The sequence below is a fragment of the Halanaerobium sp. MA284_MarDTE_T2 genome (assembly GCF_003337245.1).
Lineage (GTDB): Bacteria > Bacillota > Halanaerobiia > Halanaerobiales > Halanaerobiaceae > QPJE01.
Map to the genome: position 1 here is coordinate 87,714 of NZ_QPJE01000003.1, position 25,834 is coordinate 113,547.

Annotated in this window: 28 protein-coding genes; 24 read left to right on the top strand and 4 right to left on the bottom strand. The window is 32.4% G+C overall.

Going from position 1 to position 25,834, the window contains the following annotated elements; translation table 11 throughout:
- Positions 1-147 precede the first annotated feature (147 nt).
- From DFR78_RS02455 to DFR78_RS02480, 6 genes are all read left to right on the top strand, one after another.
- Entirely contained in the window at positions 148-897 is a 750-nt protein-coding gene (locus DFR78_RS02455; RefSeq protein ID WP_114457257.1) for an A24 family peptidase, read from the top strand.
- Between the two features lie 452 nt (positions 898-1,349).
- On the top strand, positions 1,350-1,805 hold the full coding sequence (locus tag DFR78_RS02460) for a PTS sugar transporter subunit IIA (protein ID WP_114457258.1): 456 nt from the start codon (positions 1,350-1,352) through the stop codon (positions 1,803-1,805).
- Between the two features lie 69 nt (positions 1,806-1,874).
- The gene (locus tag DFR78_RS02465) at positions 1,875-2,144 is read left to right on the top strand and encodes a PTS sugar transporter subunit IIB (protein WP_073158756.1); all 270 of its coding nucleotides are present in this window, start codon (positions 1,875-1,877) and stop codon (positions 2,142-2,144) included.
- Between the two features lie 14 nt (positions 2,145-2,158).
- Positions 2,159-3,436 (top strand): PTS ascorbate transporter subunit IIC, encoded by a 1,278-nt coding sequence (locus DFR78_RS02470; RefSeq protein ID WP_233486947.1) that lies wholly within the window; start codon positions 2,159-2,161, stop codon positions 3,434-3,436.
- Positions 3,437-3,438: 2 nt separating this feature from the next.
- Positions 3,439-5,661 (top strand): BglG family transcription antiterminator, encoded by a 2,223-nt coding sequence (locus DFR78_RS02475; protein WP_114457259.1) that lies wholly within the window; start codon positions 3,439-3,441, stop codon positions 5,659-5,661.
- A 52-nt stretch (positions 5,662-5,713) separates the two neighbouring features.
- Positions 5,714-5,995 carry an HPr family phosphocarrier protein gene (locus DFR78_RS02480; protein ID WP_114457335.1) on the top strand — a complete coding sequence of 94 codons (282 nt, stop codon included), beginning with the start codon at positions 5,714-5,716 and terminating at the stop codon, positions 5,993-5,995.
- A 188-nt stretch (positions 5,996-6,183) separates the two neighbouring features.
- Here the strand turns inward: DFR78_RS02480 and DFR78_RS02485 are convergent, their stop codons facing one another.
- The 3 genes from DFR78_RS02485 to DFR78_RS02495 all read right to left on the bottom strand — a co-directional run bounded on the left by DFR78_RS02485 (position 6,184) and on the right by DFR78_RS02495 (position 8,802).
- On the bottom strand, positions 6,184-6,903 hold the full coding sequence (locus DFR78_RS02485; RefSeq protein WP_233486948.1) for a DDE-type integrase/transposase/recombinase: 720 nt from the start codon (positions 6,901-6,903) through the stop codon (positions 6,184-6,186).
- A gap of 165 nt (positions 6,904-7,068) precedes the next feature.
- Positions 7,069-8,240, bottom strand: a protein-coding gene (locus DFR78_RS02490) for an IS3 family transposase (RefSeq protein ID WP_114457260.1) whose coding sequence is annotated in 2 segments (ribosomal slippage) — positions 7,069-7,982 and positions 7,982-8,240 — 1,173 coding nt in all. Because the reading frame shifts where the segments join, the coding sequence is not laid out codon by codon here.
- Between the two features lie 61 nt (positions 8,241-8,301).
- The gene (locus tag DFR78_RS02495; protein ID WP_199505531.1) at positions 8,302-8,802 is read right to left on the bottom strand and encodes a hypothetical protein; all 501 of its coding nucleotides are present in this window, start codon (positions 8,800-8,802) and stop codon (positions 8,302-8,304) included.
- 185 nt (positions 8,803-8,987) lie between these two features.
- Between DFR78_RS02495 and tkt the strand changes: the two genes are divergently transcribed.
- Positions 8,988-10,952, top strand: a complete 1,965-nt coding sequence (tkt, locus tag DFR78_RS02500; protein WP_114457261.1) for a transketolase — start codon at positions 8,988-8,990, stop codon at positions 10,950-10,952.
- On the opposite strand, the gene DFR78_RS02505 is transcribed toward tkt, so the two are convergent.
- Positions 10,927-11,709 carry a response regulator transcription factor gene (locus DFR78_RS02505; RefSeq protein ID WP_114457262.1) on the bottom strand — a complete coding sequence of 261 codons (783 nt, stop codon included), beginning with the start codon at positions 11,707-11,709 and terminating at the stop codon, positions 10,927-10,929. The two genes, tkt and DFR78_RS02505, sit on opposite strands and share 26 nt — an antisense overlap.
- A 125-nt stretch (positions 11,710-11,834) precedes the next feature.
- On the opposite strand from DFR78_RS02505, the gene DFR78_RS02510 reads away from it, so the two are divergent.
- The 17 genes from DFR78_RS02510 to efp all read left to right on the top strand — a co-directional run bounded on the left by DFR78_RS02510 (position 11,835) and on the right by efp (position 25,671).
- Complete coding sequence (locus DFR78_RS02510; RefSeq protein WP_114457263.1) at positions 11,835-12,560, top strand: outer membrane beta-barrel protein; 726 nt, start codon at positions 11,835-11,837, stop codon at positions 12,558-12,560.
- 214 nt (positions 12,561-12,774) lie between these two features.
- Positions 12,775-14,448, top strand: a complete 1,674-nt coding sequence (locus DFR78_RS02515) for a GspE/PulE family protein (RefSeq protein ID WP_114457264.1) — start codon at positions 12,775-12,777, stop codon at positions 14,446-14,448.
- Between the two features lie 2 nt (positions 14,449-14,450).
- Positions 14,451-15,500 carry a type II secretion system F family protein gene (locus tag DFR78_RS02520; protein ID WP_158531696.1) on the top strand — a complete coding sequence of 350 codons (1,050 nt, stop codon included), beginning with the start codon at positions 14,451-14,453 and terminating at the stop codon, positions 15,498-15,500.
- Between the two features lie 191 nt (positions 15,501-15,691).
- A complete protein-coding gene (locus DFR78_RS02525) occupies positions 15,692-16,111 on the top strand; it encodes a type IV pilin protein (RefSeq protein WP_114457266.1) in 420 nt (139 codons plus the stop codon).
- 12 nt (positions 16,112-16,123) lie between these two features.
- Positions 16,124-16,609, top strand: coding sequence for a prepilin-type N-terminal cleavage/methylation domain-containing protein (locus DFR78_RS02530; protein ID WP_114457267.1), 486 nt, complete (start codon positions 16,124-16,126; stop codon positions 16,607-16,609).
- Entirely contained in the window at positions 16,599-17,021 is a 423-nt protein-coding gene (locus DFR78_RS02535; RefSeq protein ID WP_114457268.1) for a prepilin-type N-terminal cleavage/methylation domain-containing protein, read from the top strand. The genes DFR78_RS02530 and DFR78_RS02535 overlap by 11 nt, the downstream gene beginning before the upstream one ends.
- Positions 17,022-17,024: 3 nt before the next feature.
- Entirely contained in the window at positions 17,025-17,534 is a 510-nt protein-coding gene (locus DFR78_RS02540; protein WP_114457269.1) for a type II secretion system protein J, read from the top strand.
- A 31-nt stretch (positions 17,535-17,565) separates the two neighbouring features.
- Positions 17,566-17,967 (top strand): hypothetical protein, encoded by a 402-nt coding sequence (locus tag DFR78_RS02545; protein WP_114457270.1) that lies wholly within the window; start codon positions 17,566-17,568, stop codon positions 17,965-17,967.
- Positions 17,960-18,709: a hypothetical protein gene (locus DFR78_RS02550; RefSeq protein WP_114457271.1), complete on the top strand. Its 750-nt coding sequence runs from the start codon at positions 17,960-17,962 to the stop codon at positions 18,707-18,709. The genes DFR78_RS02545 and DFR78_RS02550 overlap by 8 nt, the downstream gene beginning before the upstream one ends.
- Positions 18,703-19,173, top strand: a complete 471-nt coding sequence (locus DFR78_RS02555; RefSeq protein ID WP_114457272.1) for a hypothetical protein — start codon at positions 18,703-18,705, stop codon at positions 19,171-19,173. Before DFR78_RS02550 ends, DFR78_RS02555 begins: the two co-directional genes overlap by 7 nt.
- A complete protein-coding gene (locus DFR78_RS02560; protein WP_114457273.1) occupies positions 19,160-19,648 on the top strand; it encodes a hypothetical protein in 489 nt (162 codons plus the stop codon). The genes DFR78_RS02555 and DFR78_RS02560 overlap by 14 nt, the downstream gene beginning before the upstream one ends.
- On the top strand, positions 19,638-20,342 hold the full coding sequence (locus tag DFR78_RS02565; protein ID WP_114457274.1) for a hypothetical protein: 705 nt from the start codon (positions 19,638-19,640) through the stop codon (positions 20,340-20,342). The genes DFR78_RS02560 and DFR78_RS02565 overlap by 11 nt, the downstream gene beginning before the upstream one ends.
- A complete protein-coding gene (locus DFR78_RS02570; protein WP_114457275.1) occupies positions 20,339-21,709 on the top strand; it encodes a type II secretion system protein GspD in 1,371 nt (456 codons plus the stop codon). The genes DFR78_RS02565 and DFR78_RS02570 overlap by 4 nt, the downstream gene beginning before the upstream one ends.
- Before the next feature lie 194 nt (positions 21,710-21,903).
- Positions 21,904-23,508: a 3-dehydroquinate synthase gene (gene aroB, locus DFR78_RS02575; protein WP_114457276.1), complete on the top strand. Its 1,605-nt coding sequence runs from the start codon at positions 21,904-21,906 to the stop codon at positions 23,506-23,508.
- Positions 23,490-23,936 carry a type II 3-dehydroquinate dehydratase gene (gene aroQ / locus DFR78_RS02580; RefSeq protein WP_114457277.1) on the top strand — a complete coding sequence of 149 codons (447 nt, stop codon included), beginning with the start codon at positions 23,490-23,492 and terminating at the stop codon, positions 23,934-23,936. Before aroB ends, aroQ begins: the two co-directional genes overlap by 19 nt.
- Positions 23,937-25,004: a Xaa-Pro peptidase family protein gene (locus DFR78_RS02585; protein ID WP_114457278.1), complete on the top strand. Its 1,068-nt coding sequence runs from the start codon at positions 23,937-23,939 to the stop codon at positions 25,002-25,004.
- 103 nt (positions 25,005-25,107) lie between these two features.
- On the top strand, positions 25,108-25,671 hold the full coding sequence (gene efp / locus DFR78_RS02590; protein ID WP_114457279.1) for an elongation factor P: 564 nt from the start codon (positions 25,108-25,110) through the stop codon (positions 25,669-25,671).
- Positions 25,672-25,834: the final 163 nt, after the last annotated feature.

A 25,834-nucleotide genomic window follows, 5' to 3' on the forward strand; every position in this document is an offset into this window, starting at 1 on the left:
GCAATAAAACTATACTATGTAAATTATTTACGTTTTTTATTTAGTGTGACAGTCTCCATTTATTTTAAATGGAGACTCATCCACCAGGAATTTAGTTTTAATTCCAGTAATTTTTGAAAGATGATTTCCGGATGAGTAGGTGAGTTTATGTTTACAGTAATATACATTTTTATATTTGGACTAATAGTTGGCAGCTTTTTAAATGTTGTTATTTTTAGATTGCCTGAAGGAAAATCAATTGTAAAACCTCCATCTCACTGCCCTCACTGTAAAACTAAATTAAAAACATTTGATCTAATACCGGTTCTAAGTTATTTGGCAGTAGGTGGGAAGTGTCGTTATTGTGATACTAAAATATCTTTTCAATATCCTTTTGTTGAATTACTGACTGGTTTTTTCTTTTTATTTACTTATCTAAAATTAGGTATTTCTGTTGAATTATTTATTATGTTTTTATTGATTTCTGCTCTTATTGTTATTTCTTTTATAGACTATAAATATATGATTATTCCAAACTATATTACTTATCCAGGTATTGTGATCGGGTTTTTATCTTCAATTGTATTAGATTATATTAGTATATATGATTCACTGCTTGGAATCTTTATTCCTTCATTATTACTTTTACTAGTTGCATTTATTTTCAAAGGTGGTATGGGAATGGGAGATGTTAAGTTAGCGGCAATGCTTGGTGCATTTTTAGGATTTGAATTTGCTTTAGCTGGTATTTTTGTAGGTTCTTTTTTAGGGTCTATTATTGGATTAACCATGATGGCTTTAGGTATGCTTGACAGAAAGAGCAGAATTCCTTTTGGTCCATTTATCTGTATTGGAACTGTAATTATTATATTTTTTGGTGATGTATTATTCGACTGGTATTTGTCCTTGTTTTTCTAGCTGATTACTGGATAACGTCAAAAAAATATGATTGTTATCATAAAACACAAGTAAATAGTAGTGGATTACCTATAAACATGACAATTATGATAACTATTAGCATTTTAAAAATTAAAAACATATTAATATCACTTGATGCTTAAATATATGCTTTTCTTAAGAAACGGCTAAAACTGGGAATTTATTTTTTAAAAAAAATATTGAAAATTCGAGAATAAAAACACTTAAAGTCTATATTTTTAAAAAACTTAAATCAAATTAATACTCGAAGATTAAAAAAGCACTTAGAACTTGAAATTAATCAGTTTTTAAGTGCTTTTTTGAATAAATAAAGTCTTTTGCCACAATAGGCAGAAAAAAAGTAGTTTATTAACAATTGCTATTTAAGGAATCATGTGCGTATAATAGAGATAGAAGTTAAGAAAAGCAATCAATTTCGGAGGTGAAAAGATTTGATTTTAGACCTTTTGAAAAAGAAAAATATTGCAGTAAATATAAAAGCAGATGATTGGGAAGAAGTGGTTGATGAAACTGGGAAACTTTTGTTAGAAGCTGATCAAATTGAAGAGAGATATATAAAAGCAATGAAGCAGTCAATAATTGATAATGGACCCTATGTAGTTATTGGAAAGGGAATTGCTCTTTTACATGCCAGACCGGAAGATGGAGTTAAAGAAAACTGTCTCAGCTTAATTACTCTGGCTGAGCCGGTAGAATTTGGAAATAAAAATAATGATCCTGTAAAAATTGCCTTTGCTTTTGGCACAGTGGATAATGAAAAACATGTCAAAACAATTTCGGAATTATCAGTGGTTTTAATGGAAGAATCTGCAGTGGACAATATTGCAGAAAAGGAAAGTGCAGAAGAAATCTTAAACTATATTGAGGATATTCTGGCACAGCAGTGATTTTAATTAAAATAATTTTAAGATTCTTAAATTTATTGATCAATCAACAAAAAATAGGAGGAGAAAAGCATGAGAGTACTAGCAGTATGTGGAATGGGCCTGGGAAGCAGCCTGGTTTTAAAAATGAATATAGAAAAAATTATGGAGCAGGAAGGTATCGAAGGCTCAGTTGAGGTTAAGGATCTTTCATCTATTATGGGGGAACAGGCAGATTACATTTTTGCCAGTGAAGAAATCGGGGAAAAAATTGAGCATCCGGCAGAAGTAATAAGTGTCAAAAATATGACAGATAAAAAAGAGATTAAGGAAAAAGTTCTGGCAGCATACAAAAAACTTTAAGGAGGGAGTAGTTTATGGGTTTTTTAATGTCTTTTATTAATTTTTTAGTTTATGAAGTTTTAAATCAACCGGCAACTTTAGTTGGTTTAATGGCATTTTTAGGACTGACCTTATTGAAAAAACCATTTTCTAAGATCATGTCAGGAACTTTAAAGAGTATCTTAGGTTTTGTAATCTTAGGAGCCGGTGCCAATGTATTGATAGGCAGTCTTAATAATTTAGGACCAATGATTCAAGATGCTTTCAATATTCAAGGGGTTATCCCTACAAATGAGGCAATAGTGGCTCTGGCACAGCAGACACTTGGTACTGAAACTGCTTTGATTATGGCTTTTGGTTTTATAGCTAATTTGCTTTTTGCAAGGTTTACTCCATTAAAATATGTATTTCTTACCGGCCACCATATTTTCTTTATGGCAGCCTTATTATCAGCAGTTTTAAGTACAGCAGGATTAACTGGAGTACCTTTAATAGCCTCTGGAGCTGTAATTTTAGGTTTTGTAATGGTGCTTTTCCCGGCTCTAGCAGAACCATTTATGAAAAAAATTACCGGTGGTACTGATGTTGCACTTGGACATTTTGGAACAACTGGCTATGTTGCAGCAGGTCTTGTTGGTAGGCTAGTTGGAGATCCAGAAGACAGCACTGAAGATATTAAAGTTCCTAAATATTTGAACTTCTTAAAAGAATCAGTTCTTTCTACTATGCTGACTATGATCATTATTTTCTTTATAGTTTCTTTAATTGCTGGTCGTGACATTTATTCTCAGTATTCGGGTGGACAGAGTATCTTTATGTTTGCACTGATGCAGGGTATTACTTTTGCAGCAGGTGTTCATATTATCTTAACTGGTGTAAGAATGATCATTGGTGAGATTGTTCCTGCCTTCCAGGGTATTGGTGAAAAGTTAGTTCCCGATGCAAAGCCTGCACTGGACTGCCCGATAACCTTTACCTATGCACCAAATGCGGTAATCATTGGTTTCTTATTCAGCTTTTTAGGTGGGCTTGTCAGCATGTTCTTCCTTGGACCTCTAGGTCTGGCCTTAATTATTCCCGGCATGGTTCCCCACTTCTTTACCGGAGCAACTGCGGGAGTATTTGGTAATTCCACAGGTGGTAAAAAGGGAGCAATGCTCGGTGCCTTTGTTAATGGTGTCTTAATCTCATTTTTACCAGCGCTCTTATTACCGGTCTTAGGATCACTTGGTTTTGCAAATACAACCTTTGGTGATGCCGACTTCGGAGTTGTTGGTATAATAATTGGTTATCTAGCGAAGCTGTTCGCTTAAACATGAAAAAAAGTACCAGATTATTTGAGTTATACAAATACCTAGTTGATCAGAAAGAGCCTGTATCGATACAGGCTCTTTCTGAAATTTTAAAAGTAAGCAGCAGAACAATTCGCTATGACCTGAATGAGATTGAAGATTTGATTCAAAAATATGAATTAAAGCTGACTAAAAAACCAAATTTCGGTGTGCTTTTAGAAGGAGAAGCAGAAGAGCAGTTTAAAGTTTTTGCAGAGTTTAATGATTTTTACAACAGCCGTCATTTTCGTTCTGCCAAAATGCGTAAATATTTAATTTTGTATAGATTATTTCAAAAGAAAGAACCAATTTTGATTTTTGAACTGGCAGATCTTTTAGATGTCAGTTCAGCAACGGTCAGCAAGGATTTAGATCAAGTAGAAAAGTGGCTTAATAGAAGAGATCTTGCCTTAATTAGGCGAAGAAATTATGGAGTACAAATTGAAGGTGCAGAAATTGATATCAGACATGCAATGAAAAGTCTTTTAAATGAATCTTACGAGGCAGGTAATATGATTGAGCTTTTAAATAAGAGTAATAAAAAAGTGAATTTTAAAAGTCGTCTGGAACATGGTTATAATAAAGAAATTAAAAACCTTTTGGGAGAACTCAACTTAAAAGAAATTGAGTCAGTTGTAAAAGTGGCAGAAAAAGAGCTTGGTATTCGCTTTACTGATAGTGCTTTTACCGGTCTGATTATTCATATTGCTTTTGCTATTTCAAGACTGCTGGCAGACCAAGATATAAAAATTGAAACTGAAAGATTAAAGATTATTAAAAAGAAAAAAGAATTTAAGACTGCTGAAAAAATATCTCTTTTACTGGAGGAAAAATTTTCTGTTGCAATTCCAGAAGATGAAATTGGATTTATTACTATCCATTTGCTGGGTGCAAAAATGAGAGAAGGAAAGGCTGACAGTGAGTTAAGCGAAAATAATCTTGAATACTTAGTAAAAGAAATGATTAAAGTTGTAGAAAAATATTTTTCTACCAGTTTTGCTGGAGATCAGAAACTATATTCAGGTCTTCTTGTCCACCTGCAGGCAATTGTCAACCGGATCATTTTTAATCTACCAATTCAAAATCCGCTGCTGGAAGATATTAAAGAAAAATACAGCGAGGTTTTTAAGGCTTCAAAACTGGCAGCGAGGCTGATTCAGAGTGAATTTTATGTTGAAATTAGTGAGGACGAGGTTGGTTATCTAACCATACATTTTGGGGCTGCTCTGGAGAGAATTAATTTTCAGAAAAAGACAAAGGCAAAGGTGGCAATTGTCTGCTCCAGTGGTGTTGGAACAACCAATCTATTAGAAGTTCGCCTTAAAAATGAGTTTAAAGCAATTGAAATAATTGACAGCCTATCCAGTCTGGATTTGGAGGACAATGATATTTTAAAAGAAATAGATTTTGTGATTTCTACTATTCCTCTGAGCCTGGAAGAGATTGATGTGATTAAGGTTAATCCATTTTTAGAGGAAAATGATATTGAAAAAATTAAAGCCTATCTTAAGCAGAGAAAAATGGAATATGGAATTTTTTCAGAAGCAAAAAATAAAACCAGGGCAGATAAAATGCCTTTAAATTCTGAGAATATGCTTGCAAAAAATCATAAGATAAAGTCGGAAGAAATTATAGATTTACTAAGTCCATTTTTAGACCAGGAGCAGATATCTGCGGCCTTGGAGAAATTAAAGGCATATTTTGCTTCAGAAAAAAGGAGTAAGCAGGCTGAAAGTCAAGTTGAAAACCAGAAAAAGAATCTTTTAACTCTGCTTAAAAGAGATCAGATTAAAATAATTAAAACTACAGCAGATTGGAAAAAGGCAATTGAGGAAGCCGGTCGGCTGCTTTTAGACAAAGAGTTCATTAAAGCTCGTTATATTAAAAAAATGATTAGAATTGTAGAAGATAAGGGGCCCTATATTGCAATTGCTCCCGAAATCTGTCTGGCCCACGCTGGAATAGAAGATGGTGTCAAAGAGTCAGCGATTAGTCTGCTGGTAATTAAAAAAGGAATTAAACTCGGCCATCAATTTGACCCAATAAAATTTATTTTTGTGCTGGCACCAATAGATAAAAAATCTCATATGCCGGCACTGACAGATATTATGGAATTTGCAAACAACAGAAAATTAATGGATGATCTTTTAGCGGCAGAATCTGAGGGTGCTGCATATAAACTGCTGCAGAATAATTTTAATAAATAAGATAATGTTAAAAATATGGAGATCTTCAATTAAATCTAGAAAGGATGTTAAAATGACAGTAGAAAAAAATGTTGAAATAACTAATGAAACCGGACTTCATGCCAGACCTGCTTCAAAATTTGTTCAAAAAGCAGGGACTTTTAAATCTGATGTAACGATTATTTATGGAGAAAAAGAAGTTAATGCCAAAAGTATAATGGGGGTTTTGAGTCTGGGAGTAAGTCAGGGTAATGAAATAATAATTAAATGTAAAGGTGAAGATGCAGAAACTGCACTGGAAGAACTAGTTAACTTTCTTCATAAACAGATGGCAGAAGAAGATAACGTCAAATAAAATATGATAGTTACCATAAAATGTAAGTAAACAGTAATAGAGCACCACTAATTTTAATTATAATAAAAATTTTCAGAATGTCAAAAGTTTGAAGATGTAAATAATGCTAAAAAATGGAATCAAATAAATATAGAAATCTAAAAGACTTAAACAGGATTTTCTAAAAGTTATTCAGAAAAAATATCTAGTTACTTATCAGTTTTGTTGATCCACCTGATAAGTTGAGCCCAGGATTCAATGGGCTGACCTCTTGAATCTTCAACTACTAGAGGAGCTTTGTTATCAAAAGAGCTATGAGGTTTTATATAGTTAAAATAAAGCTGATATAAAGTTATATGAGCAAGAGCACCATCAAAGGAACTAAAGCTTTTATGACGCTTGTAATGAGCTTTATAGGTGCCAAAGAAACGCTCAATGATGTTTTTATAGGGTCTGTAAACTTCATCTGAATTATCATCATCAGTAAAAAGTCCTTTAACCTGTCTGTGATCTACATCGGTCTTTAAAAAGGCCTTTGCAGCATGGACAGCAGCTCTATAGATTGGTGCCATATCAGAAACAAGAACAAAATTCTGACCCTGATATTGGTCAATAATCCTTTTGAGGATGGTGATTGCACCTTTAGCATCTCGATGTTTTGAGAGATGCTGAGCAATGATACAGCCATTTTTACCATCAATGGCAGTAAAGAGATAATGCCAGCTGCCTTTGATTTTGATATATGTTTCGTCAACAGCAACAATACCAGATAAAGGCAGATCAAGGTCATTAATTTTAGGACCCAGTCTGTAGGCTAAAGAGACAGTCCAGTTCTGGATAGTCTGAGCTGATGGTGAAACATTATAGGCCAGTTTAAGCGCCCTTTTAGTCTGCCTTAAAGAAAGACCAAGACCGACATAAAAGTCCATAGCTTTGGAGATTATGAATTGCCCATACTGGGAATAGTCAAGATTAACTGGTTCTTTATCAGGTCTTGAAACTTCAAGGTTTTCAACATCAAAATCATAAGCTCTATAGCGATATCTTTTGTGTTCGTTTTTCCATTTAGAACAGTCTGAGCTTCCCCCATTAAATTAGACACATAGTTTAGATAGTTTTCTCTCGTTTTCGTAGTCTTCTGGACTTTTATAATTTAACGTCGAATGCATTCTGATTCTGTTGTAATAAACAGCGATATATTCAAAAATATCCTGTCTTGCCTGTTTTCTTGTTTTGTAATCTTTTTGATAAATTAATTCTGTTTTTATGGTGGAAAAGAAACTTTCAGCTACTGCATTATCCCAGCAGTCTCCTTTGCGGCTCATTGAGGACCTCATACCACTTTTCCATAGTTCTTTTTGAAAATCATGACTTGCATATTGGCTGCCTCTATCAGAATGAAAGATCAAACCTTTTTTAGGATTTCTATTTTTAATTCCCATGTTAAGAGCATCTATAACAAGCTTCCTGGTCATTCTTTTATTAATCGACCAGCCAACTACTTTTCGGGAATAAAGATCTATTACAACAGCCAGGTAAAGCCAGCCTTCGGCTGTGGGTATATATGTAATATCTGAAACCCAAACTTTGTTAGGCTTAGATATATCAAAATTTCTGTTAAGCAAATTTTCTTTTAGGGGCAGGTTGTGATTTGAATCAGTTGTTTTTTTGAATTTCTTTTTCTGAACTGCTTTAAGACCCATTACTTGCATAAGTCTCACAACTCTTTTTATATTACAAGTGTGGCCTTCTTTCAACAGTTGACGGTGTATTCTAGGGCTTCCATAGCGGCCTTTATGCTGCCAGTATATTTTAGCTATTTCTAGTTTTAGTTTCTCATTTTCAAGTTCTCTCTGACTGGGTTCTCTATCCAGCCAATCATAGAAAGTAGACCGGGAAACTTCTAATACCTGGCACATTTTCGTCACAGGAAATTGATTTCTGTGATCCCGGATAAAACCATAGATTACGTCGGTTTTTTCGAAAAGATGCCCACTGCTTTTTTTAATATATCACGTTCTAATTTAGTTTCTCTAAGTTCATCTTCAAGGTCTTTTATTTTTTGTTGTTCAGGTGTTAATTTTTGTTTTCCATTACCAGGAAAAGCATGTTTTCCTTTGTTTCTATATTCTCTGCGCCAGCGGGTTAAATTACTGTAATTTATCCCAAGATCATCAGCAATTTCTTTTACTGTCTTATTTGAATTTATACTGAGTTCAACAGCATCTTTTTTGAATTCTTCAGTGTAACTTCTTCTTTTTCCCATTTTGGGCACCTCCTGAGTTTATTATATATCTTAACTCAGTGTCTTACAAATTGGGGGAGGGTCAGTCATCATTGCGGCACTTATACTTGGTAAAATTCTTGCGTTCTTTCTCTTTAGAGAGAGCATAGCCGCAAAAAGGGCAGCGATAGGTAGGATGATTTTTAGGTTGCTCAGGCTTTTCAGGAGCCCATTGATGATCACAGACTTTGCACTGGAACTTCTGGTAACCATCTTTATCATGGCCAAAGCTGTAGAGATATTCTTTGGGAGCTCCACATTTAGAGCACTTTTCAACATCTACAGTTAGAGGTTTGCGGCGATTAACAGCTTTAATAGGTTCACCATTTTCTTTAGCTTCAGCTAGAATTTCCTGATAATCAGGATTATTATACTCGATATCAGGCAGTGGATCATCAAAACTGTTAAATTTAGTATAATTGTCATCAAGTTTTTCTTTAGGTTCAAAATCCACGTGAAAGAGTCTGGAGAAAAAGAGATAGACCAAAAGAACAAAATTCATAAGAGGTTTAAGCAGGAAATTAGGTAAATTTCGAGAAAACATAACTTAGGATCCCTTCCTTTCTGGGTGTAGTAAGTTGTGGTTCTCTTAATTACTATTTACGAGCTCAGGGGGAGGGATTCCTGCATTTTATACAGATTCCTAACCTGACAATTATGATAACTATTAATATTTTTAAAAAAGCTATTAGATTTGACGTAATGCAGAAGAATAGAGGAGGGAAATAAATGCTGCAAAAAATTGCTGATACAGTTAGAGCTCTTTCTGCAGATGCAGTTGAATATGCCGGTTCTGGACATGCTGGAATGCCTCTGGGATGTGCAGAAATTGGTGCCTATCTTTTTGCAGAGGAAATGAAATATAATCCTGAAGCCCCTGATTGGTTTAATAGAGATCGTCTGATTTTATCTGCCGGACACGGTTCAATTTGGCTTTATTCACTGCTTCATCTCAGCGGTTATGACTTGAGTCTTGAAGACCTAAAAAAGTATAGGAAATTTCATTCTAAAACTCCAGGACATCCGGAATATGGACTAACTCCTGGAGTTGAAATGACTACTGGACCTTTAGGTCAGGGGCTTGCTCATGCTGTTGGAATTGCATTTGCTGAAGAAATTTTAGCTGAAAAATACAATAAAGAGAATTATAAGTTAATTGATCATTATACCTATGTGGTAGCTGGTGATGGAGATTTAATGGAAGGAATAAGCTATGAGGCAGCCTCGCTGGCAGGTAGTCTGGAGCTTGATAAATTAATTGTTATTTATGATAATAATGGGGTTTCAATTGATGGACCAACTGAAATAACTTTTATAGATGATATTAAAAAAAGGTTTGAGTCTGCTAACTGGCAGGTTATTTCTGATGTTGATGGGAGCAGCTTTTCTGATTTAGAAGCTGCATTTAAAAAAGCAAAAGTAGAACAGAAGAGACCGACTTTAATAGTTGCAGATACTGTTATAGCAAAAGGAATTGCTGGCAAAGAAGGTGACAGTTCCGCCCATGCCTCACCACTCGGGAAAGAAGAGATAATTGAAATGAAGAAGAAAGCCGGACTGCCGACAGGAGATTTTGAGGTTCCAGAAAAGGTCTATGAATATTTTAGTGATTACCTGGCTGAACTGAAAAAAGAATTTGCTGAGTGGAAGGAACTTGAAAGTAACTATGAGGCAGAATTTGAGAAAGAATATCAGGAATTAATGTCGGGAATTGAGCTTGAGGCAGATTTCGATTTAGATGTTTTAGATATTCAGGAAAAAGAGGGGAAGCCGATTAGAAATTATGCAGGTGAATATTATCAACTGCTGGCCGAAAAGCTTCCTTATTTAGTTGGAGGAACAGCTGATCTCTCTGCTTCGACAAGAATCAATCTGGATCAGTATCCGGATATTAAAAGAGGTTATTTTGCCGGCAGGAACATTAAATTTGGAATTAGAGAACATGCAATGGCAGCGGCAGCAGGTGGAATAATGCTGCATGGCGGTTTAAGACCTGTGACTGCAACTTATTTAACCTTTTCTGATTATATGCGGCCTTCAATCAGGATGGCAGCTCTGATGGGGTTACCGGTAATTTACGTGTTTACACATGATTCTATCTATGTTGGTGAAGATGGTTCTACTCATCAGCCGGTAGAGCAGCTTGAATCTTTAAGAATGATTCCTGGAATAAGAGTTATTAGACCGGCCACAGCAGCTGAAGTAAAGTTTGCCTGGAAGGCTGCAGTTGAGGAAAAGAATAGGCCAGTAATTTTAGTAATGGCTAGACAGAGTGTAAAGGGTTATAAAAAAGAATTAACTGCAGCAGAATTTGATCAAGGTGCTTTTGTGGTTTCGGATGAAGATGAACCTGATATTGCTGTTATGGCTTCCGGTAGTGAAATTGAAACCGCTCTGGAGGTTAAAGAACTGCTAAAAAGAGATTACAGAGTCCGAATAATTTCTGTACCTGAAAAAGAAAAATTATATCAAAATCAAAATTATTTGGAGCTGCTGCTCCAAAATGTTAAATTAAGTGTGGCGGTAGAAGCTGGTAATCCAACTGGCTGGTACAGAATTCTGAGAGGAAGTGCTTTAGTTTTTGGTATTGAAGAATTTGGTTTTAGTGCTGCTGGCAAAGAAATAGCAGCAGAATTTGGAATAACGGCGGAAAAGTTAGCAGTAAAAATCAAAAAATATATTTTTCACATTTAAAAACAGCAGAAGTAAGTTCAGTCCTGTTGTCAACATTAGTTTTCATATAAATATGACTTAAATGTTTTTTAACAGTATTAATGGAAATATAAAGTTCAGCGGCGATTTCGCGGTTGTTTTTTCCTGAGATAAGTAGATTAAGAACCTCTGATTCCCGGGCAGTTAAATTATATCTTTTTTCACTGAGAGCAATTAACTGCTCTTTTTTTCTTTGTGCAGTTTTATTAAGCTTATTTATTGCAGACAGTTTAAAAAGCTGATTGGCAGCCTGATTACTTATAAATTCCAGGACAAGAAGATCTTTTAAAGAAAAGTTTTTATCTGTTTTTTCTCTAAAAAGGCTTACTGCACCTAAAAGCTGATTTCTGTAAATAATATCAATACCACAGGAAAAATAAAAATTATTTGGTGAGATAAAATCAGTAAAATATTCAGTATTTACCCATTGATTGTAGTTGAGCAGATCAGTACTGCGAATTGGGTCTGGCTGATTAAATGCTTTTGCTCTTATTGTATCAAGTTTGTAATAATATTTTTCATACATATTTACAGTATCTTTTTTTATATTAATACAGATTGGATCACAGACAGGATTTTCTTTTTCATCAAAAAGAAAGAAATTGGCCGCATAATATGGAATGATCTTTTCTATTTCTTTTAAAAACAAATAGGGATATTTTTCATAATTTATAATCTGACCGGTTTTTAAAATAAACATATAGATTTTTTCCCAGTCTTTTTTATTTAAGGAATACAAAGAAATCCCCCTCTCTGCCAAATATTATACTTCTGGGTAATATTAATATTATTCGAAAAATGCTATACTAATATATATTTCTGGGGAATTAAAAATTATCCTGCAAGAGGAAAGGAGAAGTTAGCATGAAAAAAGTGTATATTATAGGTGTTTTAATTTTTGTAATGTTTTTAGTTAATGGCCTGTCAGCAGCAGAGGGATATCCGGTTTTTAAACTGCAGTTTGATTTTCCCGGTGAAGCAGAATTGGATGGTGATTTTAGCGATCCAGATAGTGGGTCAATTACTGGTGAGACAGATGTAGAAGATCAGATAAGTTTAGGATTTGAGTATTTCAGACCATATAATGAAAGATGGGAATTTGGTTTTGGAGTTTCTTATCATCTGGACAGAAATATAACTGAAGTTACTGAATTAAAAGAGCATGAAAATTTCGATGAAGATGTATTAGAAGGCTTACGTGATGATATAATTATTATGATGGGAATGTCTGACTGGAATTTTATACCTGTCTATGGAACAGCTAAATATAATTTTGCAGCTGAAAATAAATATAAACCTTATTTATTTGGTCATTTAGGCTATAATTTTTTTAATATAGACCTCTTAAATGCTTTAGAAGATACTGGATATGCTAATAATGGAATTGATGAAGAAGGAGGCTTATATTATGGTTTGGGGGCAGGAGTAAATATAAGTGCAAATACAGCTCTGGAATTAATGTATTCAGTTAATAATGGTAATGTTGAAGGTGAATATACAGTATATAATAATGGAAATCCAACAACAGAAGATTTTGATATTGATATTGAATACAGTAAATTCACTTTAGCTCTGGCATATAAGTTCTAAGTAGTGGAATAAAACTTAAAAAATTAATAATTTAACCGACTCCTCAAATTTTTTGAGGAGTTTTTTTATGCCTGTTTTTACTGTTATATCAATAAAATTGAAGATATTACCAATTATATTGTAAAAAAATATTGATTTATTTGCAGGATTTTCCATATACAGGAAGAATAATATAAATAATAGTTCCATAAATTTACTTGGGAGGTAATATTATATGAAGAATTTTTTGGAATTTTTATATCAGAGCACAGATATGAAAAAGAAAAATTATCTAAAAATAAAAGATAATCATTATAATGATCCTGCAGATATTATTAATTTTATTAAAAAGAATAAATTTTTAGAAGAAAAAGAGCTGCTGATTCTGACAGCAAATTATTTTGATATATATCTTTACAATAGTGAAAAATTCAACCTTGAAGAAAGCTGTTCAGAACATATATCTTTAGAAATGTCAGAAAAATATGGAGTACTACCATTAAATAAAAAAGACGACACCCTTTATTTAGCTGTGACAATCCCACTGGATTTAAAGATCAGAGAAAATCTGAAGTATTTGACCGACTTTTGGATCGAAGAGGTTTTAGTTTCAGAAGAAAATTATAAAAAAATGAAAGAAAAAATATATGGAAATTATTTCAGTATAGATCAATCTGAACTTATAAATCAATTTGGCAGCATGAAAAATATCCGTGATCCAGATATAGAACAGTTAAAAGAAATGATAAAAGATACACCTGTTGTAAAACTTGTGGATCGAATTTTAAAAGAAGCTGCTGCATTAAAGGCAAGTGACATTCACCTTGAACCACAGGAAAATATATTTCAAATACGATATAGAATAGATGGAATGTTAAAAAAATACTATGAGCTGCCATTAGAAATTGCTGCTGCAGTGATTTCGCGCATAAAAGTGATCTCTGGAATGGATATAACTGTAAGACATCTCCCTCAGGACGGTCGATTAGAGATTCCTATTGACAATATGAATTATGATTTAAGAATTTCAGTAATCCCCACTATATATGGAGAAAAAGCTGTTTTGCGTCTTTTATCCAAAGACCTTTCACTTCTGTCTTTTTCAAAACTTGGATTTAATAATAAAAAGATTAAGCAGCTGAAAAAAATATTACAGATAGGATCAGGTATTGTTCTTTTTGCAGGTCCAACCGGTAGTGGAAAAACCACCACATTATTTACCATGCTTAGAGCACTGACAGCTGAAGGGATTAATATAATGACAGTTGAAGATCCTGTTGAATACAGGTTGAAGAATTTAAATCAAATAGAGGTAAATAAAAAAAGAGGTATGACATTCCACATAGCTTTAAGATCTCTTTTGAGGCAGGATCCGGATATAATTATGATTGGGGAGATAAGAGATCAGGAAAGTGCAGAAATAGCTGTTCGGGCTGCTGTAACAGGGCATCTTGTTTTCAGTACTATACATACAATTAATTCTGCTGCTGCAGTAAAAAGGCTGCTTGATATTGGCATTCCTGCTTATTTAATTTCTACAGCTCTTTCAGCAGTTATTTCTCAGAGGCTGTTAAGAACTTTGTGTTCTGCCTGTAAAATAAAAGATAAAGTTGATGATAAGTTGAGTGAAAAATTTCCACATTTAAAAAAAAAGATTATATACAGAAAAAAAGGATGTTCAGAATGTGGAGGCAGTGGTTATACAGGTAGAACTGCAGCAGCAGAAATATTAATAGTTGATAAAAAGATAAGAAAACTGATAAATAATAATGCTTCAGAAGCAGCTATTCAGCAAGCTGCAGAACTTAATGGTATGGAGACATTATTAGAAAGCAGTGTGGATATTTTAGCAGATGGAAAAACTTCTCGACAGGAATTAATGCGTGTAATTGCAGCCAAAGGATGTTAATAATGAATCTGAAAAATTTGTTCAAACAAAAATTTAATTTAAAGCTTTTTTCTGGACAGATGTATATTCTGCTTGATTCAGGTCTTGACCTCAGGAGAGCTTTACTTGCTTTAAAAAAGCAGTTTAAAAACAATAAAGAAAAAAAGATAATCAATGAAATACTCAAAAATGTTGAGGCAGGGTCGTCACTGAATATCTCTCTGCAGAGTTCCAGCTTTAATTTTCCAAATTTTTACCTAAAAATAGTTAAAATTGGTGAAAAAACAGCCAGTTTGGCAGAAGTATTTCATAATTTAGAAAATTACTATATAAGACAGGAAAAACTAAAATCAGAAATTAAAAAGAGCAGTTTTTATCCTGTAACTGTATTAATAACTGTTTTTACAGCAGCGGTTTTTTTGATGACATATATTTTACCGGTTTTTTCTGATATATTTTCCGAGTTTGAAGGAGAACTTCCCCTGCTGACAGAGATAATGCTTAAAACTGCAGACTTACTGGAAGGCAATATTTTAATTATTCTGCTGCTTATATTCCTGATTATTATTCTGCTAATTTTGCTAACTGCAGACAAAAAAACAGAAGATATACTTAAAATTTATCTGTTAAAAATACCGATTATCGGAGAAATTTATAAAATTTCTATAATAGCTCGTTTATCATCCTATATGGCAGTTATTTTAGGCAGTGGTATTGGCCTGGTTGAGACATTAAAAATGGCTGCAGATATGACAGACAACAAGGCTTATAGAGAGTTTCTGCATAAAAGCAGTGCAGAAATTTCACAGGGAGTTTCTCCTGTTAAAATATTTGCAAAAAGCAGTTTAATACCCGATATATTTTATTATTTCAGTGCAGTGGGGGCAGAAACCGGAAATTTAGAATATATGATGGAAAAGGCAGGTGATTATTATTATGAACTCTTAAGCAAAAAAACTGAAGGTTTATTACAATATCTAGAACCATCACTTATATTTATTACTGCAGTCTGTGTTGGGCTTATATCAGCTGCAGTAATTATGCCAATGTTTCAGCTTTATTTGATTATTTAATTCCTATGTTTTTTAATCATTTTATTTAGCAGTCAATAGTAAAAAATTTAAAGTTTACTGCTTTTCAAACTACGCTGTAAAAAAGTTGAAGTAATATTGAATTTTTCAGTATATGAATCTTAACGAAATTTCTTTTATAGTTCTAAAATTAATTTTGGAGAAACTCATGTAAAAGAAAGGATGGAATAAAATTGATAAAAAAAGAAAATGGTTTTACTCTGATTGAACTATTAATTGTAATTGTTGTGCTGGGTATTCTTGTCAGTATTGCTGTGCCTGGATTAACAGGTGTTAAAAAAAGGGCAGATCTAGCTGTGGTAAAAAGCGATCTGCACAATATTATGCATAGTCTGGAATTATATTATCTTGATAATGAATCTTACCCTGTCCAATCTACTGCATCTTCCCTCTCGGCTGTTGCTGAAGATCTGGATGATTTGAAATTAAAGAAAAGTGCAGAAAATTATCAGTATCAGACAGACAGTGCTTCAGAATCATCTGGAGCCGATAAATATCTGGTTTATTATGAAACAGAAGACAGCAAATTTTACTATACTTCTACAGAAGAAGCTAGTGTAGCAGGGCCAGCAGAAACTGCACCAGCAATTTAAGTAAATAAAATAATGATAAAAAATAAACTAAATAAAAACAGCGGTTTTACACTTTTAGAAGTTATGCTGGTAATTATAATTATCGGAACTGTCAGCATTTTTATTCCGAATCTAAAAGAAAGCAGAGAAAATTATGAGCTAAAAAGAACAATATCTGTGCTAAAAGCAGATTTAAGATGGGCCAGAGCTGAAGCTATTTTAAAAAATAAAAAATATGTTTTTAGAATATACACCATTTCTAATGGAGATAAAATACCATATTATTTTTATACTGAAGAAAATGATCAGAAAATCATAAAGAGAAGAGGATATTATTCAGCTGAGCTCCTCTTATATAAAACTATAAATTTGCAGCTGATAGAAGATGAATATTATGAATGGATAAGATTTATGGGTTCAGGTATGGCCAGAGGAGGTACTATAGGGCTTTCTTATCCCGGAGGAGAAATATATTCGCTGACAGTAAATCAGCTGGGGAGGGTTAGAAGTGAAAAATAGTAGAGGATTTAGTCTGCTGGAGGTAATAATTTCAATTTCACTTGCTGGAATTGTAATGACTGTTTTCAGTAGAACTATAAAAACAGGACTTAATGTACAGACATTTTTAGAAAACAAAAACAGTGCGGTTAATTTTGCTGAGTCAGTGATTGAAACTTTAAGAAAAGAAAAAATTGATTTACAAAAATACACCGGTGATAACAAATTATCTGCTGTAAGAAATATAAAAATTTTGGAAGAAGCAGGACTGGAAAAAGATATTGATGCCGCTTCATTAAAAGTGACTCCTTATAGAGCAGATGGCAGAATTTACAGCGGACTTTATAAACTTAAGATTACTGTAAATTACAGGTGTAAAAACAAAGAAAAAAAGTATCACCTTATAACTCTGCTCAGAAACGAAGGGGGCTGATATATGGAAAATAATAATGGATTAAAATTTGGTAATAATAAAGGTTTTACTCTTCTAGAAATACTGTTGGCATTAACTATTACTGCTGTTTTAACGATTTCATTTCTGCAGATTATTTCACTGATCTACAGAGATCATAATCTCCTAAATAAAAGGCTGGGCCATCAGATGGACGGTCATTTAGCAGTAGACTACATATTTACAAAAATAAAAATGGCAGAAATAGTAGATATACCGGATAAAAACACACTGGAAGTATATACATATATTGATGGAGAAAAAAGGTGGCTTAAATTTTATATATATCAGAGCGAAGGTATAAAAAAATTGGGCCAGAGCCAGGGTTCAGCCAGTATAGAAAACAGGGATTATTCTCGTGTAACATCAATAATTGATAATATTGAAGAAGTAAAATTTAAAAAATTAAGTAATAAAGAGCTGGTATTAATAGAAATTGAATACAGAGATAAAAATAGAAAATATACATATAAAAAAATAGCTTCTGTTTTTTAATAATACTTTAAATAAGAGCAGGGTGATTAATTTGCACAGGCAGTATGGATATATATTGATTTTTAATATGCTAATCATTTCTCTTCTGGGAATATTTATTCCAGTTCTGGCACAGAATAATTATATAAATTATCAGCTGAGTAAAAATAAAGATATATCTGCCCGCGAAATACAGGCAGCTGAAGGAGGAGGTGAATACATATTATATCTACTTGAAAATGATTTAGAAATTCAAAAAAATTTCAGTTTAACAGTTGATAAAAATATTAGTCTGGACTGCAGTTTTGATAGTGATAATTTAAATGGAGAAGAAGTATATATATTTAAATGCAGAAACAATACTAAAAACTGCTGTCAGCTTACTATGGTAATTAATAAAAAGAACCTTAAAATAATCGATAAAAAAATAACTAGAGGTGATAGAAATGTTTAAAAAAAATATATCGATTATAATTCCTATGAATGATGATATTAAGTATTTGACTGCAAAGTATGATGATAAAAAAATAACTTCAATAGAAGGAATAAAAAATATTAATTCTTTAGAAAAGTTAAAGATATTGAACTTAAACTGCCGGCATGTAATTTTAATACCTGCGGAAAAGATTTATCTTTCATCTCATATTATTAAAAAGAAAGAAAATGAAGACATAAAAGTAGCTGAAAAATCATTTTATGAAAAGTATAATAAGAACAATATCGATTTAATAAATGATTATTATTATGATTCAATTCATTTTGCTGATCCAGAAAATAAAAACAATTTAAATTTGAAACTGCTGGCAGTGGAAAAAGAATATATAGATAGTCTGACAAAAAATCTAGATAAATATCCAAATAATTATTTGGTAACAGCACTTCCGACAGCTCTATATTCACTAAACAAAAAATTTATAAAGCAGAATAATTACATATTTTATTATAAAATCGGATGCAGTTATACAATTACTGCAGATTATAAAAATACCCTTGATTTGCTTCATTCACAGATTAAAGAAGAAAATATAGAACGCGAAATCAAAAAAATTAGAAAATATTATTTGAACAAAAAAAATACTGATATGGCAGTAATTGAAGGAGGCCCTGAGCTTTTTAATTTAGGGAAATTCAAAAATATTGATAAAGATGAGTTTATATTTTTGGCATCACTGCTCTGGGGGGTAAATGAATGGTAGTTCTTTTAAAGAGCAGAGAAATATCTTATCATGATATAATAACAAAAGTAGTTGTGCTATTGCTCGTTATTTTAACAGCCGCAGTATTTATCTTTAATTACATAATAGCAAATAGAGTTGATAATTTAAAAAATCAAATTTCTCATGTTTCCACATTAAAAAATAAATACAGCTATATGTTAAAAAATAACAAGAAAACATCTATAAAAAAAGGAGAAGCCTTAGATAAAAGTGATATTATCGAAAGTATAATAAATATACCGGAAAAGATGAGTTTTGATTATCTGCTGGTTGACTCAAAATTAATTGAAATACAGGGAAAAACAGTTAATAGAATGGAAATATTAAACTACACAAAACAGTTAAAATCAAACACTATGATAAAAAGTGTAAAACTCAAGAAAATTAACAAATATACCAGCTATCAGTTTACACTGGAGGCTGCATTGAATGAAAGGAAATAATACGAAAACAAAAACATATCTGATTTATATTCTGATAGCAGCTCTTTTTGCATTTCTTATTATAATGATATTTAATTTTAAAGAAAGCTATGCTAAAAAAATACATTTTGAGAAAAAATTAACAAAAGAAAAAATAATTTTAACAAAATATAAAGAAAAAATTAAAAACAGCAAATCACATAATAGCAAAAACAATCAAAATAACACTCCAGCTCAGAGCAGGGCAGATTACTTAAATGAAATACTAAAACTGCTGGAAGACAACAACCTGGAGTTAATATCCTATGATTCTGATAAGAAATTGCTGATTTTAAATTTGCGCGGTAATTTTAATAGTATACTTAGATTTCTTCATAAAATAGAAAAACAAAAAGATAATCTACAGTGTAAGAAAGTTAAATTAAAAAAAGGTAAAAATTCGCTTTACATATATCTGCAGCTGGAATATTTAGAGCTGATGTCTGATGAAAAATAAAAAACTTATAATTTCAATTACAATTTTGATTTTCATTTTAGTAACATATCTGTTTTACAGTAATTTTTCGAATAGCGAAAAATATTTAATACAGGAAAAACCACCAGAAAATAATTTGAAAATTAGCAGAAAGTCCAGAGATAAAACTGAAAATATGAATACCAGTACTGCTTCAGAACTAGATACAGATAAAAACTTTTTAGATTCAGAAGATTTAAAAGAAAAAGATAAAAGCAGCAGAGCTAATATTAAAAATACTAATAATAAAACAGAAGAAAAAGCAGTTTTAAGAAAAGCTATCTATACATTCCACAATGAAAAAGATCCATTTTTTAAAGATTCAGATACAGAAAAAAGTAAAAAAGAAAATTATAATAAAAATTATGCAGAAGAAAAAATTAAAGAAGATAAAAACAATACAGAACAGAACAGATCCACAGAAGAAACAAATAAAATTGAAAATGAAAATAAAAATACCAGAAAAAAGATTATAGAAATTCCTTTTGTTTTAAAAGGAATAATTGGAGATAAGGATAAAAGATATGCTGTTATATCTTATAAAGACAGAACTGAAGTTAAAAAAGCCAATGAAAAGATAGACTATTTTTTGATAACAAAAATAAAAGACAGCAGTATTGAAATTGAATATCAAGATTACAAACATGAAATATTTATCTGGAGGCATCAAAAATGACGGCTGATTTAATATGGAAATATATTATAATAATATTGATTACAGTATTCCTGCAGGTTCTGATTATTATACCAGCAGAATCTGCTCCTGATAATTTTAACAAAAAAATAGATTTAAATTTGAGAGATGTAGAATTAGAAACAGCTTTTATGATGCTGGCAGATCTGGCTGATATAAATCTTATATGTGATAAGTCAGTGAAAGGAACTATTACTCTGCAGCTTAAAGATGTTAGTTTTAAAGATGCGCTGACAATGATTGTAGGCAGCTTTGATCTGGATTATTCTACAGCATACAATACGATATTTATTAGTACAGAAGATAAAATAAGAGAAAAAGAAAATACTGCTGTCGAAAAAATATTTACTTTAAAATATATAACTGCAGAAAATGCAGCAGAACTGCTTAAAAAGCAGTTTGAACAGATAGAATTTTATGAACTGAGAAACGGAAGAATATTGATGAGAGGCAGCGATTTTGCAGTAAAAAGATGCGGGAAGATTATTAAAGAGATAGATATTCCTCTAAAACAGGTTCTTATAACAGCTCGTGTAGAAGAAATAAGCAGAAATAAAATAAAGGAGCTGGGAGTACAGCCCGATCAGCTGACAAAACTAAATATTATTAAAGATAAAAATGAAAAGATTGAAAAATTAGAATTAAGCTGGCCGGAAACTTTAAAGATGCTGGAAGAAAAAGGGGCAGCCACTCTTTTAGCAAACCCGTCTCTGATGACAGTAGATAGAAAAAAAGCCAAACTTTTGATTGGAGATCAAATACCTGTTAAATTGGAGAGGGTAGAATCAGATAAAACTGTCTCCACAATAGAATACATAGATGCAGGTATAATACTTGAATTTTTGCCCAGAATAATTAACAAAAAACAGATAATGCTCAATATACAGCCGGCTGTCAACAGCATTGGACAGACGCTTAGTGAGGGACTGCCTGCTGTTAATTCTCGCAAAGCAGAAACAACAGTAATACTTGAAGATGGGCAGACATTTGCTATTGGTGGGCTTATTAAAGAAAACATTGTTAAAAACAAAATAGATATACCGGTAATTTCTGATATTCCTGTATTGGGAAAATTATTTAGTTCTGAAGAAAAATCAGAAATGCACACAGAGCTTATGATATTTATTACTCCGAAAATTATAGAAACAAAAAAAATAGTAGATGTCAATAAAACCAATAAAAAAGAGGAAATTAATAAAGATAAACAAGGCGGTTTTTCTGCATCAAAAGCAGAAACAATAATAAAGAAATATAAAAATAAAAAAGAGAGTGAAAAAACAAAAAATAACAAGAAAGAATTTATTGATTTAACAGAAAAAGAAATAAAAGAACTGCTGCAAAAACAGTAATAGAGGATATTTATCAGTTTTATAGAAGCATAATTCAGGGGAAACCCTGAATTTTCTTTTTAATAAATCTAAAAATTTCAATATTTCTGTATACCCCTTTTGCAGCTCTAAAATGACTAAAATATATTTTAATGTAATCTGGTAGTTCGATGCGGCAGTTTGCATATATTAAAGATATAGAGGGAGGTATCATTTTGATAATAGTATTAGCCGGATTTATGGCAGCCGGAAAGACAACTACAGGAAGGATACTTGCTGCTAAAACAGGATTTAAATTTTATGATAGTGATAAGGAAATTGAGAAACAGAGCGGCATGTCAGTAGAAAATATTTTTGCCCAGAAAGGTGAAGATTATTTTCGCAAATTGGAAAAAGAAATAATTTTGAACCTGCTTGATAAAGAGGAAGATTTTGTGATGTCAGTAGGCGGTGGTGCAGTACTGGATAAAACCTTAAGAGATAAATTGATTAACAGCACAGAGATTTTCTGTCTTGATCTGACAGCAGAAGAGGTTTTGAAAAGAACTGCAGATAGATCAGAAAAGCGCCCACTTTTAAAGAATATAGATTTACCAGGAGATATAAATGATTTAATGAAAAAAAGAGAAAGATCATATCAGGAATTACCGGTACATATAAATACAAAAAAATATTCAGCAGAAGAGGTGGCAGAAATTATAATTAAAAAACTTAAAATAGAAAAAGTTGAGATCCATCTCAGTGAAAAGAAAAACAGCTATCCTGTGCTGATAAGCAGTGATTTCAGCTTTAATTCATTTAATACTATTTTAAAGAAAATTAAAGATAGGAAAGTATTTCTGGCAGCAGATATAAAGGTTATTAATCTCCACGGTGAAAAAATACTGGAACAGTTCAATAGATCAGCCAGCAGTGTTTCTGAATTCTTTTTAAAAGGTGGAGAACATGTAAAAGATCTAAAAAATTTAGAAAAAGCATATAACATTCTTTATGATAATAATTTCAGTAGAAGTGATTATGTAATAGTATTTGGTGGTGGAACAATTGGTGATCTGGGGGCTTTAATTGCTTCCACATATCTGAGAGGTCTTAAATTAATACAGCTGCCGACAACTATTATCTCTCAGCTTGATAGCAGTGTTGGAGGAAAAACAGCTGTTAATTTTAGAAATACCAAAAATTTAATCGGTACATTCTATCAGCCAGAAATGGTCTATTATTCGTTAAAATGGCTGTCAACACTTGAGGATAGAGACCGCAGGTCAGGTACAGGAGAGATAATAAAATATGCTCTGCTGGCAGGAGGAGAATTTTATCAGCTTGTCAAAGCAAATAGAGAAGAACTGCTGGATCTTGATGATGACTTTATGCTGAAAATATCAAAAAAGGCATTAAAGCTTAAAAATCACTTTGTCTCTGAAGATATTAAAGATCAGGGTTTGAGGAGAATGTTAAATCTAGGTCATACCTTCGGTCATGCTGTAGAAGCAGCAGAAAATTTTGAGATGAGTCATGGAGAAGCAGTTGCAGTTGGGCTGGCTTTTACCGCCTATATTTCTACTAGAGAAGCTGAACTCAGCCAAAAAGAGTTTGAAGATATTATAGAACTCATAAGTTATTTTAATTTCAAACTATTTCCCTCTAAAGATATAGAAGTAGAAGAACTTGCAGATTATCTTACACATGACAAAAAAATTGTGGACAGCAGACAACCCTGGATACTTTTAAATGGAATTGGGAATCCGTTTGTTACCTTTGATATTGGTCAGGAAAAAATAAAAAAATATATGGAGGAATATCTATGCAGAAAGTGGCAGTAGTTCACGGACCAAATATTAATCTTCTGGGAGTTAGAGAACCGGAAGTTTATGGGACAACAAATTATAATGAAATGAATAAACAAATAAAACAGAAAGCAGAAGAGCTGGAGCTTGAAGTAGATATATTTCAGAGCAATCATGAAGGAGAAATAGTTGATTATCTGCAGGGTTTGATTGATGATTCAGCAGGTGTTATTATAAATCCAGCCGGACTAACACATACCAGTGTAGTGCTGAAAGATACACTTATTGCCCTGAGGCTTCCTGTAATAGAAGTACATATCAGCAATATTTATCGCAGGGAGGACTACAGGCATAAATCTATAACTGCCTCAGCTGCAGTTGGTCAGATTGCTGGCCTCGGTGTCAGAGGTTATTTTTTAGCTTTACAAGCAATGAATGAACTGCTCAGAGAGGAGAAATATTAAATGGAAAAGAGAATAAATAAACTGCGTTCTAAAATGAAAGAAAAAGAAATAGAAGCTTTTTTTATAACATCCAGAAAAAATGTGAGATATTTAACAGGTTTTACGGGTACAGCTGGACGACTTTTGATTACTAAAAATGATAATATATTTATTACAGATTCTCGCTATACAGAGCAGGCGGAAGCGCAGACAGAAGCCTGCAGAATAGAAGTGATTAACAGCAGAGTTGTGGAAGGGATTGGTAAACTGCTGAAAAAATCTGATGTGGATGAACTTGCTTTTGAGTCAGAGCACACTACTTACAGCGAATTTCAGGAATACAGAGAAAAATTTCCTATTGGAAAGCTGATTCCCCAGAAAAATATTGTTGAAAAACTTAGAACTATAAAGGAAGCATCAGAAGTTGAGCTTATTAAAAAGGCAGTTGAAATTTCTGATAGAGCTTTTTTTCATATTTTAAATTTCATTAGACCGGGAATTACTGAAAAAGAAGTATCACTTGAGCTGGAATTCAGCATGAAAAAAGGTGGAGGAGAAGCAAATGCCTTTGATTTTATAGTAGCATCAGGTAAAAGAGGTGCAATGCCACATGGAGTTGCAGCAGATAAAAAGCTGGAAGTGGGTGATTTGATAACAATGGATTTTGGTACAGTCTACAGAGGTTATCATTCTGATATAACACGCACAGTAGCTCTTGGTGAACCTGATGAAAAATTAAAAGAAATTTATGATCTGGTTTTTACAGCTCAAAAAAAAGTGATTGAAGAAATTAAAGCAGGCATGACAGCTGTTGAAGCTGATAGTATTGCCAGAGATTTTATTAAAAATTCAGGTTATGGAGATAATTTTGGGCATGGACTTGGACATGGTGTAGGTCTTCAGATTCATGAAGCTCCCAGGCTTTCTTACAGCTCTAATGATGTACTCAAAGAAGGTATGATTGTAACTGATGAGCCAGGGATATATGTCAGCGGACTGGGTGGAGTACGAATAGAGGATGATCTGCTGATAAAAGAAGATGGTTGTCAGGTTTTAAACTCTGCTCCCAAAGAACTGATTATATTATAAGAAAATAAGAAAAATATTGTGATTTGTCTATAAAAGATATTTCTGCTATAATTGAAATGCAGTGTAGAATTAAATACAGTATATTTTTATGGAGGTGTATATAGTGATCTCAACAAATGATTTTAATACAGGATTAACTATAGAATTGGATGGTGAAGTATATCAGGTTGTTGAATTTCAGCACTCAAAATCAGGCAGAGGTAGTGCTTTTGTCAGAACTAAACTGCGCAATGTGGAAGAAGGATATATAATAAATAAAACTTTTAAAGCAGGAGAAAAAGTAGAGACCGCCCATGTAGAAAAAAAGAAAATGCAGTTTTTGTACTGGGATGGCAGTGATTATATATTTATGGATAATGATACCTATGAGCAATTCCACCTCAATCAGGAACAGCTGGGAGATAAAATTAAATATCTAAAAGAAAATATGGAGCTTGATATATCTATATATCAGGGGCGTCCCATAGATATTGATCTTCCTACCTTTGTAGAGTTGAAAGTAGAAAAAACTCAGCCTGGTATAAAGGGAAATACCGTATCAGGTGGAAGTAAACCAGCAACAATGGAAACAGGTCTTGTAGTACAGGTACCTTTATTTATTAATGAAGGTGATACAATTAAGATAGACAGCAGAACTGATGAATATATAGAGCGGGTTAATAGCTGAACAAATTGAGAAATCTAAAAATATTTATCTATTGATTTTTGTTTTAAAAATTAATAGATAAGTAGTTCATTACAAAGATGAGAAAAGTAGTGAAAGAAATTCAAAATAATAGTTGGTCTGTTTTACTAATGTGAGGAGCGAGTATTAAAGAGATAACTTTAAT